This is a genomic window from Pseudomonas sp. S3_C06, from assembly GCF_054667675.1.
The window spans coordinates 3,290,149-3,307,501 of the sequence record NZ_CP162747.1 but is presented as its reverse complement, the minus strand read 5'-3'; the positions used below and the strand labels follow the sequence as shown (position 1 = coordinate 3,307,501).

Genomic DNA, 17,353 nt, shown 5'->3' with positions numbered 1-17,353 from the left:
CCGAATTAAAGAACCGTCTCGCGGTATAACGCACGCCCCACGCCTGATTCTTTTGGCGTGGGGCGTTTTTTTTGTGGCCGGGTTTTGCAGGTGGCGATTAGTCCTTGAGTGTTGGTGGTACGAATGGTTTTTTAGAAAGCGCCGGCAGGGAATGCGGGTTAAGGCCGATCGATATTTTCGAGACGGATGGCTTTGTAATCTATACCACTGGGTGGTATGTTTTTTGGGAAGGGATACCGATGTCATTCAGGCTGTTCAAAACCAAAGGTTTTGCGATACGAGCCGGCAAGGCATGGATCAGCGACGAGGAGCTTCGGGAGGCGTTTTGCCAGATGCTTGCAGGTCAGGCTGACGATCTTGGTGGTGGCGTCTGGAAGAAACGATTGAGCGCCAACCGTCATCGCTCAATTGTTTTGGCGAAGGGAGGGCGCTATTGGATCTATCAAGTGCTGTTTGCAAAGAAAGATCAGAGCAACATCACTCACACAGAACTGAAGGATTTAAGAAAGTTAGCCAAGGTGTACGCGCAACTGACTGAAGAGCAGATTCGGGATTTGTTGGCGATGAAAGAGTTTGTGGAGATATTTCATGAGTAAGAAATTCAAAAGTGAAGTTTTTGAATCGATACACGAGTCAGCCAGTGCTCTTCTGGCTGTCGGAGCAATCAGCAAGGCAACCATGCGGGAGTTTGATGAGTCTTGCCTGGCAACGGTTCCAGAAGCGATCCCGGCCGATCAGATCAAGGCGCTACGCGAGCGCAATAATGTCAGCCAGCCAGTGTTCGCACGGTATTTGAATACCAGTGCGTCGACGATTAAACAGTGGGAATCGGGAGAAAAACATCCAAGTGGGATGGCCCTCAAGCTGCTGAGTATTGTGCAGAAGCATGGGCTGAAAATTCTGGCTTAAGGCGGTGGGCAGCTATTGCACTGAACCCTGACGAACGGCGCGGGTCGATTAGCTTGTATGGCTCAGGTGAGCCAACCCCCATTCAGGAGTTGCCCCATGGATTTTATTCGCATCATCATCGCTATTCTGTTGCCGCCACTGGGTGTGTTTCTGCAGGTTGGGTTTGGCGGGGCGTTCTGGTTGAACATTCTGCTGACGTTGTGCGGGTATATTCCGGGGATCGTGCATGCGGTGTATATCATCGCCAAGCGCTGAATAACGTAGCGCCTGATAGATAGCTTTCGCGAGCAGGCTCGCTCCCACAGGGGATTTGTGAACAACACAGATCCAATGTGGGAGCGAGCCTGCTCGCGAGTGCGGCAACTCGGTTTTGACAGGGGCGCAGCGATCAGTCCGCCAATCCCATCACCCGCCGATAGAACTTCCACTCCTGCTCCAGCGCATGCGCCTGATTGGCCGCGCGGCGGAAGCCGTGGCGTTCGTCGGGATAGTAATGCGCTTCGACCGGGATGCCGTTGTTCTCGAGTGCCGTGACCATGTCGCGGGTTTGTTGCGGGACTACGACAGCGTCCAGTTCACCCTGAAAAAAGATTACCGGCACGCGGATATTGTTTGCGTGCAATAGCGGCGTGCGGGCGGCGTAGCGTTCGGCGTCTTGCTCGGGGTCACCGATCAGCCAGTCCAGATAATCACCTTCAAATTTGTGCGTTGCCCGAGCCAATGCAACCGGGTCGCTAACGCCGTACAAACTCGCTCCGGCGCGGAAGACGTGTTTGAACGCCAGCGCACATAAAGTGGTGTAGCCGCCTGCGCTGCCACCTCGAATGAATGCGCGTTCACCGTCGATCAAACCCTGCTCGGCGAGATAACTCACCACCGCACAAGCATCCTCGACATCCACTTTACCCCAGCTCAGGTACAAGGCCTGCCGATATTCGCGGCCATAACCGCTGCTGCCGCGATAGTTGAGATCGGCGACGGCGAAGCCGCGTTGCGTCCAGTACTGAATGCGCGGATCAAGCATCGGGTAGCAGGCTGACGTAGGGCCGCCGTGAATGAAGACCACCAGCGGCGGTTTTGTCTCGCCGCTCATGGCTGGATAAAAGAATCCGTGAGCCTCGCCCGAACCGCTTGGGTAGCGCAGGGTTTGCGGACGGCTGATGCGTTCGGCGGGCAAGGGCGCCGCGCCGCCGGCCAGCACGTTCACTTCGCGCGTTGATCGATCAATGGCGATGACCGCCGAAGGACTGATCGGCGAGGCGGCGATGCAGTAGATAAATTGCGCATCCAAAGCCAAATGACGGAAGCGGCTGTAGTCGCCAGTGAAATCGTCATCGCCAAGCGTCAGACGCCCGAAACCACCTTCGCTCCAACTGGCGATATATGCATCGCCAACCGGTAACCAGGTGCACCCGCCCAGTTGCCACGGCGCCGGCGCATGATCGGCGTGCGCAGCAGGCAGTGGTTTCAAGCCGTCGCCAGTCGCAACCCACGGCTGCCAGAATCCACCGCGATCAGTCAGGCAATTCAGGCGACCTTGCGCATCGAATCGCGGTTGTTGAATGGATTCTTCAATCTCGGCGCCAGCCATGCATTGCGGCGTACCAAATGCACCGTCAGTCAAACGCTCAGCCACCATCAACCGGGTCGACGTCCACGGCTGATGCGGCCGGCTCCACTCGATCCACGCCAAACGCTGGCCATCCACACTGAGGGTTGGCGCCGCATAAAAATCCGCGCCTTCAGCCAATAAGTGCCGCTTCCCGTCAGCCAGATCTATTGCTACCAGCCGATGCTGATCGTGCTGTTCTTCGACCGCCAGCACTTGGCCGAAAGCAAAATGCAGATCGCCGTAACGACACTCACCCGAGGTCAGTGCTTCCGGCCTGCTACCGAGGTTCTGGCGGTATAACTGCTGATCCGCCTCAGCAACGAAAACCACCCCGTCAGGCGTCAGACAAAACGCGCCACCGCCATATTCGTACACGCGACTGCGCGCACTGAAGCCATCCGGCGTCAGACATTTCGCCACGCCATCGCGCCAATGCCAGATCCGGCACGCGGCATCTTCCGGTCGATATTCATTCCAGAACAACCCGTTGGCGCCGAGCTGCAACTCGGCGAAGTCCATGCCGGCAGCGACGGCTTGCGAGGCGCTGAAAGGCTCAGCCCTTGGCGATGAGGCGTGAGTTTCGTTCATTGCGAAAGGCCAGTTGTTCGATGGTTTGAGTGGCGGTCTCGGCTTCTTCGCGGGCCTTGAGGATCACGCCGTGATGTTCGGATTTGCTGCACACCGGGTCGGCATTGCTCGCATCGCCGGTGAGCATGAACGCCTGGCAGCGGCAGCCGCCGAAGTCTTTTTCTTTCTCGTCGCAGGAGCGGCACGGCTCGGGCATCCAGTCGTAACCGCGAAAGCGGTTGAAGCCGAACGAGTCATACCAGATGTGCTGCATGCTGTGATCGCGCACATTGGGAAATTGCACCGGCAGTTGTCGGGCGCCATGGCAGGGCAGGGCGGTGCCGTCCGGGGTAACCGTCAGAAAGATGCTGCCCCAGCCGTTCATGCAGGCTTTCGGGCGTTCTTCGTAGTAATCCGGGGTGACGAAAATCAGCTTGCACGGATGCCCTTCGGCTTCCAGTTTTGCGCGGTATTCGTTGGTGATGCGTTCGGCACGGACCAGTTGCTCTTTGGTCGGCAACAGGCCGACACGATTGAGCTGCGCCCAACCGTAGAACTGGCAGGTGGCAAGCTCGACGAAGTCGGCTTCGAGCGCAATGCACAGCTCGATGATGCGGTCGATCTTGTCGATGTTGTGCCGATGGGTGACGAAGTTCAGCACCATCGGATAGCCGTGGGCCTTCACCGCGCGGGCCATTTCCAGCTTCTGCGCAAACGCTTTTTTCGAGCCAGCGAGCAGGTTGTTCACTTGCTCGTCGCTGGCCTGGAAACTGATCTGGATGTGATCGAGGCCGGCCTTCTTGAAGTCGCTGATTTTCTGTTCGGTCAGGCCGATGCCCGAGGTGATCAGGTTGGTGTAGAAACCCAACTGTCGCGCTTCATGAATCAGCTCGGCGAGATCCTGACGCACCAGTGGTTCGCCACCGGAAAAGCCCAATTGCGCCGCGCCCATCTCCCGCGCTTCGCGAAATACCTTGATCCATTGTTCTGTGGTCAGCTCTTTGCCCTGCTCGGCAAAATCCAGTGGATTGGAGCAGTACGGGCATTGCAGCGGGCAGCGGTAGGTCAGCTCGGCGAGCAGCCACAGCGGCAGGCCGACTTCAGGCTTGGCCGGCAGATCAGGCAAGTTCGATCCAGTGCTGCGCACGGGCAACCTCCATGAATTGCTCGATGTCGTCACCGAGCTCGGGCACGCCGGGGAACTGCTCATCGAGTTTGGCAATGATTGCCGCGACATTGCTTTGACCGTCAATCAAACCGCCGATCAGCGCGGCAGATTCATTGAGCTTGATCATGCCTTCCGGATAAAGCAGCACATGACCTTTTTGTGCCGGTTCGTACTGGAAGCGGTAGCCGGGACGCCAGGTCGGGACTTTGCTGCGGTCGAAACTCATAAGGTGATTCCTTTATGCCAGACCCGTTGTTCGGTGACGCTGTGATACGGCGGGCGGTTCAGTTCGTAGGCCATGCTCATGGCATCGAGCATGCTCCAAAGAATGTCCAGTTTGAACTGGAGAATTTCCAGCATGCGCTCCTGGCCTTCGCGGGTCTTGTAGTGCTCCAGCGTGATCGCCAGACCATGCTCGACATCACGCCGCGCCTGACCGAGGCGGGTGCGGAAGTATTCGTAACCGGCCGGGTCGATCCACGGGTAATGCTGCGGCCAGCTGTCGAGGCGCGACTGGTGAATCTGCGGCGCGAACAGTTCGGTCAACGAGCTGCTGGCGGCTTCCTGCCAACTGGCGCGACGGGCGAAGTTGACGTAGGCATCGACGGCGAAACGCACGCCGGGCAGCACCAGTTCCTGCGAGCGCAGTTGATCCGGGTCGAGACCGACCGCTTGACCGAGACGCAGCCAGGCTTCGATGCCGCCGTCTTCGCCGGGGGCGCCGTCGTGGTCGAGCAGGCGCTGAATCCACTCGCGGCGGATTTCCCGGTCCGGGCAATTGGCGAGGATCGCCGCGTCTTTCAGGGGGATGTTCACCTGATAGTAGAAGCGGTTGGCGACCCAGCCCTGAATCTGCTCGCGAGTGGCGCGGCCTTGGTACATCGCCACGTGGTAAGGGTGGTGGATGTGGTAGTAGGCGCCTTTGGCGCGCAGGGCCGCTTCGAATTCGGCCGGGGAAAGCGGGGTGTCGGTCATTGCGGTTCTCCGGGGAACAACCCTAGAAATATCTGGTGTCTGTGCCGGCCTTATCGCGAGCAGGCTCACTCCTACAGGTGATCGCATTCCAATGTAGGAGCGAGCCTGCTCGCGAAGGGCCGCGCATCGGTGTCTACGGCTTACAACACAATACTCATGCCATCGAACGCCACTTCAACATTACGCCGCGCCAGTTCCGCACGCTCCGGCGAATCCTCATCGAGAATCGGGTTGGTGTTGTTGATGTGGATAAGCACTTTGCGCTGCTCAGGCAACTGCTCCAGCACTTCGAGCATGCCGCCAGGCCCGTTCTGTGCCAGGTGACCCATCTCGCGACCGGTACGGGTGCCGACGCCGCGGCGCTGCATTTCATCGTCGTCCCACATCGTGCCGTCGACCAGTAGGCAATCGCTGCTCGCCATGATCTCCAGCAGCGGTGCATCGACCTTGCCCAGCCCCGGCGCATAGAACAATTTGCCGCCGGTGTTCAGGTCTTCCACGATCAAACCAATGTTGTCGCCCGGGTGCGGATCGAAGCGGTGCGGCGAATACGGTGGCGCGGCGCTGCGCAACGGCAGCGGGGTGAAACGCAGGTTCGGGCAGGCGGCCACGGTGAAGCTCTGGTCGAGTTCGATGCGGTTCCAGTCCAGCCCGCCATTCCAGTGCGTGAGCATCTTGAACAGCGGGAAACCGGTGCTCAGATCTTCATGAACCATGTCCGTGCACCAGACCTGATGCGGGCAGCCTTCGCGCAGGCTGAGCAGGCCGGTGGTGTGGTCGATCTGGCTGTCCATCAGAATGATCGCGCTGATGCCAGTGTCACGCAGGGCGCGGCCCGGTTGCATCGGGGCGAAGCTTTGCAGCTGCGCGCGGATGTCCGGCGAGGCGTTGCACAGCACCCAGTTCACGCCGTCATCGGAGATCGCGATGGACGATTGGGTGCGGGCCTTGGCATTCAGGCTGCCGTCGCGAAAGCCTGCGCAATTGACGCAGTTGCAGTTCCACTGCGGAAAACCGCCGCCGGCGGCCGAACCCAGAATCTGGACGAACATGAACGCTCCATCATTTCAACGCGGAAAATAAAACGCCCCGGCGAGCCGAGGCGTTGCACTGCAATTCTACGTAAGCAGAACTCAGCGGCTGGCGAAGTACATGGTGACTTCGAAGCCGATACGCAGGTCGGTGTAAGCCGGTTTTGTCCAGGACATGGTGTGTCTCCTCAGGGTGGGTGGGATAGCGCTGTCCATAGTTATAGTCCACGGCAGCGCAGAGATGTTCCAAATAGTTAGGCTGCTATGTTACTCAAAATTTCACCGGATTTGCCCGTGAATCTTTGAGAAAGCTCCTTGCAGCCTCGGTAATGATCAATTTCCCGCTTGCCATGGGGTTTCGGGCGCTGGATCGCTGGCGAGGCAGAGCCAGCCGCCTTCGGCGTTGATCAGGCGCTGTGTAGCGCTGAGCAGTGCCTGGCGATCCAGTTGGCCGATGGCAGCAATCAGTTGCTCAAGATAATCCGACGAGTGGCCCGTGAGCCTGGCCTGCCAGAGCAATTCGGCTGCATCTTTTCCGGCCAGCGTGGCGTCGTCGAATTGATCGACGAGGTTTTGCCGGTGTTGGCTGAGGCTGGCTTCATCAAGCTGTTCGATCAGCGCGGGAATGCCGTTGAGAAACTGTTGAATGTGTTCAAGCAACTCCGCAGGTTTGGCACTTGGCGATTGCACGCCGAACAGCAGACTGGTTTGACCCTGGATCTGCCGCAGCGCACTGAACACGGCGTAGCCCAATTGCAGTTCGATGCGCAAACGCTGATAGAACGGTGTCTGGCACAGTTGTGCGAGCATTCGCCACGCTGCCTCGTCTGCGATGTCACGGCTGGCGGTTGGGCAATGCAGCAGCAAGGCATGTTCGCTGGATGCGGAATCGATGTGGCGCCAGTGCTTTTGCGCGAAGATCACTGTTGGCCCGGGCAACTGATTGTCCGGGATCCCGGGTATGCGGCTCAGGGCCAGGCCCATGGCGGATTGCGTTGGTTGGTTGAGGCCCAGTGCGAGGCCGTCCCAGCGCGAAGTTGTCCACAGGTGTTTGGCGTCATCGCCGGTTTTTGCTGGTTGCAGAACGTGTTCCGGCAGTGCTTTAAGCAGTTGGCGGATGGCGACAAGCGGCGTTTCTGGCTCGCTGCGCGGGGAATCCGCATCAACTTGCGTCAGACATTTCAGCGCGTGCTCAAGGACGCTGGGCATCGGCTCTTGCAGACCGGTGAGCTTCAGCAGCCATTGATTGCCAGTGGCGCTAAAAGACAAATCGACCCCGGCCTCACGCGCATCTTGCAGAATGAGCCGAAGACTGCGTTGCAACCTTGAGAGCAGATCAGCGCTGGCTGCCGCTTCCACCTGCCAACGCAGGTAGATCGCGCCGTCATCGCCGCTGTCCGGCAAAGCCTGGCTGAACTGCATCGGCGAGCGTTCGCGGCGTCCGCGCGAGCGATCCTGAGCAAATGTACGCAGGCCTCGGTGGGCGCTGGTCTGGCCGCGAATCAGCCCGGCATTGGCCAAAGGTTCACTGGCGCGCAGGAATGGATTGGCGGCAGGCAGGTGCCAGTGAGCACTGAAGTTATCCACAGTGCCGATTTCGCGGAGTATCTGTGTAAGTGCTTCAACGCCGGCATCGGACAGGCCGTTTTCCAGCTGCTCACTGTCGAGCCGTGCCAGTTGCAGTGCGCCGCTCACTTGCTGCCGACGTTGAAGCAGGGCTGCGTATTCTTTGTGCAGTGACGTCCAATCCTGCTGAGCAAAGAAGCTCAACCAATCGAGCAGTTGTTCGCGAATGGCTACTAGCGATTCGGTGGGAGCGGTGAATTCCAGGTGCAGCAACGCTTGTCCGACAAAGTGATAAACCGGCGCCGCGTTTAATCCATTCGCCAGTTTTTGCTGCTGCAAATGCGCGAGCAATCCGCCGGGCTTGGCGCTGTTCAACCAATGGCAAAGAAACGCCAAAGCCTCGGTGGACGATTCAGGCAGGGCATCGAAGGCAAACATCAGATTGGCGCACTGCTCATCGACCTGTTGATAACTTTTCACCGCCAGCGGCAGGGGCGCAGCCTGCATAACTTTATCCCCAGCCGGTAACGCCGCCGCGAATTGCTCCGCCAGCAATTTCAATTCTTCAAGGCTCTGTGGCCCGACCAGACTCAAGGTCATCTGCCCGGTCTGATAAAACTGTTGGTGGAAATCTTTCAACGCCTGCTGAAATGCCGGATCTTCAACCTTCAGGCTGTCCCGGTTACCCGCGTGAAACCCGCGCAGTGGATGGTCTGCTGGTAAACCTTCATACAACGCAAACTGCCGCTGCGCCGCAGGATCCTGCGACCAGGCGACAAATTCCGCCTGCAACACTTCGCGTTCGCGCAACTGATCGTCCAGATTCATACGCGGCCTGGCGAGCATGTCTGACAGACGCTCCAGGCCACCGCTGAATACTCGGTTCGGCAACTCAAAGAAAAAGTCTGTAGCGCGTTCACGCGTGCTGGCATTTACTTGCCCACCGTGACCTTGCACGTAAGCCATCAGCCCTTCGCCCGTGGGAAAACGCTCGGTGCCGAGAAACAGCAAATGCTCAAGAAAATGCGCCAGCCCCGGCCACGCCAGCGGCACGTCATGGCTACCGGCGGCCACGCGCAAAGCAGCCGCGCAGCGCTTCAGGTCAGGCACATGACGCAGGGTCACGCGCAAGCCGTTGGCCAGGGTTTCAGTGTGGGGGCAGGGGTGGGTCGGCGCAGGCATGGGCACTTCCAGAACAGTGAAGTGCCAATGCTAGCGGATTAGCGCAGGTTGAGCGCGCCGTAAAGCTCCGGGCGGCGATCACCGAGGTAGCGATTGGCGGCGCGTGAGTCGAGCATCAACTGCCGATCGACTTCGCCGATGATCAGCGCTTCGTCGAGTCCGGCCTGGGCGATACGGCTGCCATCCGGTGCGGCGAGGCTGCTTTGCCCGCAATAGTGGATGTCGCCTTCGCTGCCGCAATAGTTGGCGTAGGCCACGTAGCACTGGTTTTCGAAGGCGCGCGAACGCACGGTGACATCGGCGACGAAATCGAACGGAATCATGTTCGCCGTTGGCACCAGAATCAGTTCGGCACCAGCGAGTGCCAGACGTCGGGTGTTTTCCGGAAACTCGAGGTCGTAGCAGATCAGGAAACCGAGTTTCCAGCCGTTGAGTTCGACGATGGGGAAGTCATCATCGCCGGGGCTGAACATCGAGCGATCCAGATCACCGAACAGATGCGTCTTGCGGTAATTGCACAGGCGCTCACCGTGCGAATCGATCAACTGCACGGCGTTGTAAATCTGCCCATCGGCGGTGCGCTCGGGATAACCATACGCAATAGCCAAACCGGCAGCCTTGGCGATCCGGCCGATCTGCTGCGCCCATTCGCCGTTGTAGACCTCGGCCAGTGTACTCACCGCTTCGGCGCCAATGTTGTAGCCGGTCATGAACATCTCCGGCAACACCAGCAGGTCGGCGCCCTTGGCCTCCATCGCCAGTTGATGCAGGCGTTGCAGGTTGGCGGCGGGGTCCAGGGGCAGCGGTGGACATTGGTAAAGGGCTACACGCATCAGGGATTCCTCTTACTCGGGCAGGGCGATAGGGCCGATGTCTTTGAACACATCACCCGGGCCCGGGTTCGTTTTATGTGTCGCGCCGCCAAAATGCTTCATGATCCCCCAAACCGCGTTGAGCGAAGTCTGCACCGCGCCTTCAACCCATGCCGGCGTCCACGAAACATCGTCGCCGGCGATGAAGATCCCACGCTGCTCGGCGGGCATGTCGTCCTGCATGAAGTGCGCGTACATGCGCTGGTTGTAGCGGTAGTGGCCGGGCAGCGCGCCCTTGAATGCACCGAGGAAGTACGGGTCAGCTTCCCACGACACGGTGATCGGATCACCGATGATCCGCGCAGCGATATCGACTTTCGGGTAAATCTTTTTCAATGCATTCAACGCCAGCTCAACGCGCTTTTCCACCGGATGCGGAAGCATCTTCAAAGCGTCGCTCATCCACGAATAGGAAAGGCAGATCACGCCCGGCTTGTCGTCGCCGTTGTCGAACAGGTAGGTGCCGCGGGTCAGGCGATCGGTGAGGGTCATGCTCATCAGGTCGCGGCCGGTTTCCGGGTCCTTGTCCTTCCAGAACGGCCGGTCGACCATCACGAATGTCTTCGACGACTGCATGTAGCGCGTGCGGTCGAGCGCCATCCACATCTTCTGCGAGAACAGGGTTTCGTCGCATTCAATCTGCGTGGTCAGCAGCCAGCTCTGGCACGTGGTCAACACGGCGGCGTATTCGCGGGTGTCGCCGTTGTTGTCGGTGACCGCGAAACGGCCATCTGGCGCGTGGGCGATTTTCTTCACGCCGGAACGCGGTGCGCCACGGTGCAGGGATTTCAGGCTGGTGCCTTCAGGCCAGTGCACGCAGCGTTCCGGCACATGGCGCCAGATGCCTTGTGGGACTTGTTCGACGCCGCCGACCACCAAGTGCTGGTGATCGTCACAGTTGGTCATCACCACACGGAAGATTTCCAGCATCGAATTGGGGAAGTCCGAGTCCCAGCCGCCGGTACCGAAACCAACCTGACCGAATACTTCGCGGTGATGGAACGACAGCTTGGCGAAGGCCTCGGAGGTGGCGACGAAGTCATAGAACGTGCGGTCGTCCCACAGCGGCACCAAGGTATTCCACAGCTCTTTCAGGCGCGGCACATCGCGGTCGCGAATGGCTTGCTGGATATCGGCGAACTGCGAGCCGGCTTCCAGGGCATCCGCCCAGGCGTCAGCCACTTCCTGGAACAGTGCAGGAAGATCCGCCAGTTTCTGTGCGTAATGGGTTTTGCCTTCCAGATCGATCACGGTGCTGCCGGAGGCCGGCGTCAGCGGGTTCGGGAACGGTTTGGTCTCAAGGCCGAGCTTGTCGACGTAGTGATAGAACGCGGTGGAGGACACCGGGAAACGCATGCCGCCCAGTTCCGCGACGATGCCGTCCGTGCCATTGAACGCCTGCGAGCGCAGACGACCACCGAGTTTCGAGGCCTCGTAAACCACCGGTTTCAGTCCGAGCTTCATCAGCTCGTAAGCGGCCACCAGACCGGCGATGCCGGCGCCGACAATCGCCACTTCGGCGCCGTGGTTGTGCTCAGGAATAGTGCCGAGACCGGCCGGGTGTTCGATCCAGTCGTCAAAGGCGAACGGAAAGTCCGGACCGAAAATGGTGACTGGTTTCTTACCGTCTGCAGGATGGCGATTGTTCTTGTTCATGGCTGACCTTGCTGGCGACCCGACGCAGGATGCGCGTCTGAGTATAGGAAAAGATGCCAGCCATTCTAGGGAGCGTAGAACACGTTAATAAGACGCAAAGTGTCGTCGTTTTGCCAATAACCTGATCAATCTGACGATAGAGGCCTGCACACCGACCAAAATGTGTGAGTGGGCTTGCTCGCGAAAGCGTCGAATCAGTCGACATCGTTGTTGCTGACAAACCGCCTTCGCGAGCAAGCCCGCTCCCACAGTGGATTTGTGCTTGGCGCAGATTTTGTGAGCAACCCGGGTCAAATGTGGGAGTGGGCTTGCCCGCGAAGAGGCCCTGTAATCCACTCGAGATACCCGATCAAAACCTTAAACCGGCTGCCCCCGATCAACCTTGCTACTCAAAATAATCGAAGTCGTCGTCTTCTCCACCCCATCCACCCCGCCAATCTGATCCAGTAACTGATCGAGCTGCTCCGGCGAATCAGTGCGCAACCACGCCACATAATCAAACTCGCCACTCACCGCACACAGCTGCTGCACCTGCGCCATCGCACTCAACCGGCGCACCACCTCTTTGCCGGAACGCGGCTGCACCTTGATCCCCACGTAAGCCTGCAAGCCGCCATCGACCACGCGCTGACCGAGACGCACGCCGTAACCGGTGATCACTTTGGCCTTTTCCAGCCGCGCCAGTCGCGAAGTCACGGTGGTGCGCGCAATGCCCAACTGCCGGGCAAGCATGGCAACGCTTTCGCGGGCGTTGATTTGCAGGGCGGCGATCAGCTGACGGTCGATTTCATCGAGCACGGGCGGGCGGGTGTCTGGCAAGGGTGCGGCTCCATGGGTGTGGGGGCGGTGAGTACGCATGTTACAGACACTGTCAGCAACACGCTTGCAGGCGATGTTTGAATTGTTCACCCAAGAATCGATGGCATCGTTGCGCTGAAACAATACATCGGATATTTGATTTGACTTGGTTGGCCTATTTATCAAGAATGCCAGCAAGAGCGCGAAATCCGCTGCCTTGCAGGGCATTAGTGGACGTAGGTACCTCAGCGATGCTGCAACATCGGTGTAAGGTGAGACCTCTTCATCCCATTTCCTGAGGATGCAAATATCAGGATTCAAATATTAAGGGCAGCCAAATGGCTGCCCTTTTCTTTGTCTTCAAGAATGTACCGCTTGTACAAAAGTTCGCCTTGGCGGTGTTTGTTCATCGCTCTGGCGGGAGCGTGCATGAAGTTCCAGAGGACATGCCCGTTTCGCACATCGACCACGACAAGCATGTCGTTTTTTGCCTCGTAGGCGTTAATGAATGCCATTCGGTATCCGCCGTTATCGTAGAGAACTTTCCATATTTCAAAAGGTCCCGTCAGCGTATCTATGGCATGTCGAACATAACGTTCTCGGGAGTCTGGACGTTTCTCGACGATGTGGGCCAGTTTGTCTCTCAGGACCGTGACGTTCCCGATGGGTGTGAGGATGGTAACGGCCAATAATGACTCGTCGACAAACCCAAAGTGATCCGAGAGGATTTTGAGCGCGCCTTCTGCGTTCTCAGCCCTTTTAACCTCTTCTATCGCGGCTGACCGAAGTTCTCTTGATAAGGTTCTGAGATCGGGTAAGGCGAGGTCGATCCAGGTTTGCTGGTCGGCTGCTTCCTTTATCAGTGGCGCAGCATTCACGAGCATGAAATCGATCCTGGACTGGCGGAGGCGTCCGGAGATTACTCGTCTGGAGAAACGGTCAACAACGCGCGGAGAGGGGAGAAAACTTAGTTTGGGAACATTCCTACAGATCTTGCGGTTGTATTCCTAACAATGGCCTTCCGTACATTACGCTCGCCAAGACGTCGAACCCTAATCCATCGCCCAAGAAAAAGCCGCGCATTTAGCGCGGCTTTCAATTTGGTGGGCCCACACGGACTTGAACCGTGGACCAAAGGATTATGAGTCCTCTGCTCTAACCAACTGAGCTATAGGCCCTCAGTAGGTCGCGGATTATAGCGACGGTTTCTCGGCTGTGCTATCCGAATAATCCGATACGGTTACACGAAGAAACGTTGCTGCGAATTCTTCTGGTGGTAACGGCAGGCTGACAATGTAGCCCTGGATCTGCTCGCAACCTTCAGCGGCGAGGAATTGTTGTTGCGCCTGGGTTTCCACGCCCTCGGCGATGACCGTGAATTGCATGCTCCGTCCCAGCGCGATGATGGCTCGGACAATGGCCGCGTCGTGGGGGTCGTCGGGCAATCCGCGGACAAACGACTGGTCGATTTTGAGGATATCCAGCGGCAGACGCTTGAGGTAACTGAGCGAGGAATATCCGGTACCGAAATCATCGATCGCCAGTTGTACGCCGAGGTGTTTGAGCTGGTGCAACACGGCCAGCGCCTCTTCGGCCTGACTCATGATGAAATTCTCGGTAATTTCCAGTTGCAGTAAATCCGGCTGCAGGTGGTTGTCGTTGAGCAGTTGTTCGATGCGCCCAAGCAGATTCGGTTGACGCAGTTGCGCGCCGGCGAGGTTTACCGAGAGTGGGCCGAGGCTGTCGTAGATCTGATTCCACTCGAACATTTGCCGGCACGCGGTCTCCAGCACCCAGTCACCGATCTGCAGGATCATGCCGTTCTCTTCGGCCAACGGAATGAAGTGCTCTGGCGGTACGTCGCCGAAAGTCGGGTGACGCCAGCGAATCAGCGCCTCTGCACCGACCAGGCGATGATCGTCGAGGCTGATTTTCGGCTGGTAGTAGAGAAACAGTTCATCGCGCTCGATAGCCCGGCGCAGTTCGTGTTCCAGCGCGATGCGCTCGCTGGCCTGGGCCGTGAGGTCGCGGGTGTAGCTCTCGACGCGGTTGCGGCCCTTGGCCTTGGAGCGGTACATGGCTGCGTCGGCGTTTTTCACCAGTGTGGCGACGTCGCAACCGTCCCGTGGATAGAGGCTGGTGCCGATGCTGGCGCTGATGAAGAACTCATGCTCGCCAGCCTGGAACGGCGCACCAAAGCAGTTGAGCAGTTTGGTGGCAATGTTGTCGGCATCACTGGCCTGTTGCAGGCCGGGCAGCAGAATGATGAATTCGTCACCGCCCAGACGCGCCACGGTATCGATGTCGCGCAGTTGCTCTTTCAGGCGCACGGCGATGCCCTTGAGCAGCAGGTCGCCGACCGGATGGCCGAGGCTGTCATTGATGTGTTTGAAGCGGTCGAGATCGAGAAACAGCACGGCGCCCTGACCGCCGTTTTCCTGCTGACTGTTCAGTGCCATCAACAGGCGGTTTTCGAACAGTGTGCGGTTCGGCAGGCCGGTGAGCGGGTCGTGGTGTGCCTGATAGTCGAGTTTGGCTTGCGCATGCTTGAGACTGGAGATGTCGGCAAATACCGCGACAAAGTGAGTAATGAACTTGTCGCGGTTGCGCACAGCACTGATGGTCAGCCAGCTCGGGTACAACTCGCCGTTCTTGCGCCGGTTGGAGATCTCGCCCTGCCAGTGACCTTCGTCGGTCAACTGGTGCCACATTGCCGCGTAAAAGGCGCTGTCGTGCAGGCCGGAGGCGAGCAGGCGAGGCGTATGCCCGAGCGCTTCGCTTTCGCTGTAACCGGTAATCTCGGTAAAGGCACGGTTGACCGCACTGATGTGCTGTTGGGTGTCGGTGATCAATACGCCTTCAGCGGTGCTTTCGAACACGGTGGCGGCTTGTTGTAGTTTTTCCTGCATCAGATGGCGCTCGGTGATGTCCCGGGCGATGGTCAGCATGCAGTCTTCTTCACCGATCGGCAGCGGACGGCTGGAGACTTCACAGAGGCGAATCTGCCCGTCGCTGCGGCGGATGTGGCAGGTGAAGTCGCGCACAAAACCGTCGCGATGCAACAGGTCGAGCATCTGTTTGCGTTCATTGAGATTGACCCAGATGCCCAGATCCAGCGCCGAGCGATCCACCGACATGGCGCTATTGAAACCGGTGATACGACTGAAACCTTCGTTGACCTCCAGCAGCAAGCCATCGCTCTGGCGCGATAACAACAAACCGTCCGGTGAGGCATGGAAGGCTTTGGCGAACTTCTCCTCGGAGGTTTGCAGTTGCTGCTGGGTTTCCTTGAGCTGGGTGATGTCACGTACAACGACCACCAAGGCTGGCGTGGTATCCAGATCAAACGGCTCGGCGGAAATCAGGCCGGTGAACAACTGGCCGTTGTTGCGGCGAAAGGGCATCTCCAGATTGCGAATACTGCCCGCCTGCAAACGCTGCAGCAGCCCCGGACCGACGCCGGGAATGCCCCAGATATTGAGGTCGGTCGCCGTTTGCCCCAGCACTTCCTCGGCTTTCAGCCCGATCTGTTCTTCAAACGCTTCGTTGACCTCCAGCAGGCAGCCATCGGACAGCCGTGCAATCACCAGAATGTCCGGGCATTGCTGGAAGACCGAGGCGAATTTCTGTTCCGAAAGCCGCAGCGCCTCTTCAGTGCGCTTGATTTCGCTGATGTCGATCATCAAGCCGCGCATCACCGGCTCATGACCGTGTTCGATCAGGCTGACGATGTCGCGCACCCACAAACAACGGCCGTCAGCGGTGATGACACGATAATCGACGATGTGATCGCGACCCTCGCGCAGGGCTTCTTTGCAGTAACTTTGCGTGCGAGTCAGATCGGCCGGATGAATGATGTTGTGCCAGAAACCGGGGATCAGCCAATGGGATTGTGGGTAGCCGAGCAAGTCTTCGGCGTGGGGCGACACATAGCTGTAGGTGAAGTCGCTCATCCGCGCTTCCCAAGCAATGGCCGACAGACTCTCGACCAGGCCGCGATAGTGGTATTCGCTGCTGCGCAATTCCTGTTCGAGGTCGATGCGTCGGGCGATTTCCGAACTCAGGCGGCGGTTGATGCGGATTACCACGGCGAGAATCGTCACCAACAACAACAGCCCCGGTAAACCGTAGATCAGCAGGTCCGACCAGAATGTCCGGTGATCAAGGACGTTGCCGACCCAATGCTCCTGAATGCTGCTGATTTCATCCAGGCTCATGTCGGCCAGCACTTTGTCGAGAATCCCCACCAGTACCTTGTTGTCACGGGGCACGGCCATCGCCAGTTGGTAGCGATAAGGGGTTTCGCCGCTGACGTACAAACCGTCGAGCTTGAGCTGACGCAGGCTCCAGACACTGGAAGCGAGGTCGCCGACAACGGCGTCCACTTCGTCGGTCGCCAGCGCTTGCAATGCCGAACTGACATTCGGCATAGCCACCAGATTCAGATCAGGGTGATGGGTGCGCAGCAGTTCGTGGGGTGCATAGTTTTCCACCACGGCGATCTTCAAGCCGTACAGGTCGTCGAGCTTGCGTGGTTGCGCGCCGCCGATGTGGGCGAGGATGACGATCGGGAAGTCGAGATAAGGGCGGGTGAACGACAGGTAGGTCTGGCGTTCAGGGGTGGACATGATGCCGGGTAGAAGGTCGATCTTGCCCGACTTCACTTGTTCCAGCACCACCGTCCAGCTCACCGGTTCGATGGGGGTCAATTTGATCGTCAGGCGTTGGCGAATCACGTCGATATAGTCGGCCGCCAGGCCCTGATAGCGGTTCTGGTCGTCGCGAAATTCAAAGGGCGGCCACGACGCATCGACACCCAGGCGCAAGTCCGGGTGAGCCGCCAGCCAGCTACGTTCTTCATCGGTCAGAGTCAGCGCGTCAGCCGTTGCGGTCCAGATCATCAGTGACAGCAAAAAAAGCACGGACGCCAATCTGGGCATAACGCTCTCGTTATGGCTCGGGGATGATTGTTTCGAGTGTAGACGGGGTATGCGGGGGAGGGGCGTTGCGAAGGATT

General features: G+C 58.6%; 15 protein-coding genes and 1 tRNA gene. 3 read left to right on the top strand and 13 right to left on the bottom strand.

Annotation, left to right across the window (positions count from 1 at the left end):
* Positions 1 to 239 precede the first annotated feature (239 nt).
* The 3 genes from AB4N44_RS14690 (at position 240) to AB4N44_RS14680 (ending at position 1,164) form a co-directional block, all read left to right on the top strand.
* Positions 240 to 596 carry a type II toxin-antitoxin system RelE/ParE family toxin gene (locus tag AB4N44_RS14690; RefSeq protein ID WP_127930463.1) on the top strand — a complete coding sequence of 119 codons (357 nt, stop codon included), beginning with the start codon at positions 240 to 242 and terminating at the stop codon, positions 594 to 596.
* Positions 589 to 909, top strand: a complete 321-nt coding sequence (locus tag AB4N44_RS14685; RefSeq protein WP_127930012.1) for a helix-turn-helix domain-containing protein — start codon at positions 589 to 591, stop codon at positions 907 to 909. Before AB4N44_RS14690 ends, AB4N44_RS14685 begins: the two co-directional genes overlap by 8 nt.
* A 96-nt stretch (positions 910 to 1,005) precedes the next feature.
* Complete coding sequence (locus AB4N44_RS14680; protein WP_003228885.1) at positions 1,006 to 1,164, top strand: YqaE/Pmp3 family membrane protein; 159 nt, start codon at positions 1,006 to 1,008, stop codon at positions 1,162 to 1,164.
* Positions 1,165 to 1,297: 133 nt separating this feature from the next.
* Here AB4N44_RS14680 and AB4N44_RS14675 read toward each other — a convergent pair whose 3' ends face one another.
* From AB4N44_RS14675 to AB4N44_RS14615, 13 genes are all read right to left on the bottom strand, one after another.
* Positions 1,298 to 3,109, bottom strand: a complete 1,812-nt coding sequence (locus AB4N44_RS14675) for a S9 family peptidase (RefSeq protein ID WP_460108611.1) — start codon at positions 3,107 to 3,109, stop codon at positions 1,298 to 1,300.
* A complete protein-coding gene (pqqE, locus tag AB4N44_RS14670; protein WP_174245091.1) occupies positions 3,075 to 4,214 on the bottom strand; it encodes a pyrroloquinoline quinone biosynthesis protein PqqE in 1,140 nt (379 codons plus the stop codon). Before pqqE ends, AB4N44_RS14675 begins: the two co-directional genes overlap by 35 nt.
* A complete protein-coding gene (gene pqqD / locus AB4N44_RS14665; RefSeq protein ID WP_102900124.1) occupies positions 4,207 to 4,482 on the bottom strand; it encodes a pyrroloquinoline quinone biosynthesis peptide chaperone PqqD in 276 nt (91 codons plus the stop codon). Before pqqD ends, pqqE begins: the two co-directional genes overlap by 8 nt.
* Positions 4,479 to 5,231, bottom strand: coding sequence for a pyrroloquinoline-quinone synthase PqqC (gene pqqC, locus AB4N44_RS14660; RefSeq protein ID WP_093429953.1), 753 nt, complete (start codon positions 5,229 to 5,231; stop codon positions 4,479 to 4,481). The genes pqqD and pqqC overlap by 4 nt, the downstream gene beginning before the upstream one ends.
* Positions 5,232 to 5,371: 140 nt before the next feature.
* On the bottom strand, positions 5,372 to 6,283 hold the full coding sequence (pqqB, locus tag AB4N44_RS14655) for a pyrroloquinoline quinone biosynthesis protein PqqB (protein WP_093429954.1): 912 nt from the start codon (positions 6,281 to 6,283) through the stop codon (positions 5,372 to 5,374).
* Positions 6,284 to 6,364: 81 nt separating this feature from the next.
* On the bottom strand, positions 6,365 to 6,439 hold the full coding sequence (pqqA, locus tag AB4N44_RS14650; RefSeq protein ID WP_003422658.1) for a pyrroloquinoline quinone precursor peptide PqqA: 75 nt from the start codon (positions 6,437 to 6,439) through the stop codon (positions 6,365 to 6,367).
* Positions 6,440 to 6,595: 156 nt separating this feature from the next.
* On the bottom strand, positions 6,596 to 9,010 hold the full coding sequence (gene pqqF / locus AB4N44_RS14645; RefSeq protein ID WP_460108612.1) for a pyrroloquinoline quinone biosynthesis protein PqqF: 2,415 nt from the start codon (positions 9,008 to 9,010) through the stop codon (positions 6,596 to 6,598).
* Positions 9,011 to 9,048: 38 nt separating this feature from the next.
* The gene (locus AB4N44_RS14640) at positions 9,049 to 9,843 is read right to left on the bottom strand and encodes a carbon-nitrogen hydrolase family protein (protein ID WP_460108613.1); all 795 of its coding nucleotides are present in this window, start codon (positions 9,841 to 9,843) and stop codon (positions 9,049 to 9,051) included.
* A 12-nt stretch (positions 9,844 to 9,855) separates the two neighbouring features.
* On the bottom strand, positions 9,856 to 11,538 hold the full coding sequence (locus AB4N44_RS14635) for a flavin monoamine oxidase family protein (RefSeq protein WP_127930008.1): 1,683 nt from the start codon (positions 11,536 to 11,538) through the stop codon (positions 9,856 to 9,858).
* Between the two features lie 357 nt (positions 11,539 to 11,895).
* Positions 11,896 to 12,357, bottom strand: a complete 462-nt coding sequence (locus AB4N44_RS14630; protein ID WP_150749676.1) for an Lrp/AsnC family transcriptional regulator — start codon at positions 12,355 to 12,357, stop codon at positions 11,896 to 11,898.
* 296 nt (positions 12,358 to 12,653) lie between these two features.
* Complete coding sequence (locus AB4N44_RS14625; RefSeq protein WP_150749675.1) at positions 12,654 to 13,220, bottom strand: PBECR2 nuclease fold domain-containing protein; 567 nt, start codon at positions 13,218 to 13,220, stop codon at positions 12,654 to 12,656.
* 217 nt (positions 13,221 to 13,437) lie between these two features.
* Positions 13,438 to 13,514 (bottom strand) — tRNA-Ile (locus tag AB4N44_RS14620).
* 15 nt (positions 13,515 to 13,529) lie between these two features.
* Complete coding sequence (locus AB4N44_RS14615; RefSeq protein WP_460108615.1) at positions 13,530 to 17,276, bottom strand: bifunctional diguanylate cyclase/phosphodiesterase; 3,747 nt, start codon at positions 17,274 to 17,276, stop codon at positions 13,530 to 13,532.
* Positions 17,277 to 17,353 lie beyond the last annotated feature (77 nt).

Coding starts and splice junctions, on each gene's coding strand:
- pqqC (WP_093429953.1), bottom strand. CDS start 5,231: ATGACCGACACCCCGCTTTCCCCGGCCGAATTCGAAGCGGCCCTGCGC.
- AB4N44_RS14675 (WP_460108611.1), bottom strand. CDS start 3,109: ATGAACGAAACTCACGCCTCATCGCCAAGGGCTGAGCCTTTCAGCGCC.
- AB4N44_RS14625 (WP_150749675.1), bottom strand. CDS start 13,220: ATGCTCGTGAATGCTGCGCCACTGATAAAGGAAGCAGCCGACCAGCAA.
- AB4N44_RS14685 (WP_127930012.1), top strand. CDS start 589: ATGAGTAAGAAATTCAAAAGTGAAGTTTTTGAATCGATACACGAGTCA.
- AB4N44_RS14690 (WP_127930463.1), top strand. CDS start 240: ATGTCATTCAGGCTGTTCAAAACCAAAGGTTTTGCGATACGAGCCGGC.
- AB4N44_RS14640 (WP_460108613.1), bottom strand. CDS start 9,843: ATGCGTGTAGCCCTTTACCAATGTCCACCGCTGCCCCTGGACCCCGCC.
- pqqF (WP_460108612.1), bottom strand. CDS start 9,010: ATGCCTGCGCCGACCCACCCCTGCCCCCACACTGAAACCCTGGCCAAC.
- AB4N44_RS14635 (WP_127930008.1), bottom strand. CDS start 11,538: ATGAACAAGAACAATCGCCATCCTGCAGACGGTAAGAAACCAGTCACC.
- pqqB (WP_093429954.1), bottom strand. CDS start 6,283: ATGTTCGTCCAGATTCTGGGTTCGGCCGCCGGCGGCGGTTTTCCGCAG.
- pqqD (WP_102900124.1), bottom strand. CDS start 4,482: ATGAGTTTCGACCGCAGCAAAGTCCCGACCTGGCGTCCCGGCTACCGC.
- AB4N44_RS14615 (WP_460108615.1), bottom strand. CDS start 17,276: ATGCCCAGATTGGCGTCCGTGCTTTTTTTGCTGTCACTGATGATCTGG.
- AB4N44_RS14680 (WP_003228885.1), top strand. CDS start 1,006: ATGGATTTTATTCGCATCATCATCGCTATTCTGTTGCCGCCACTGGGT.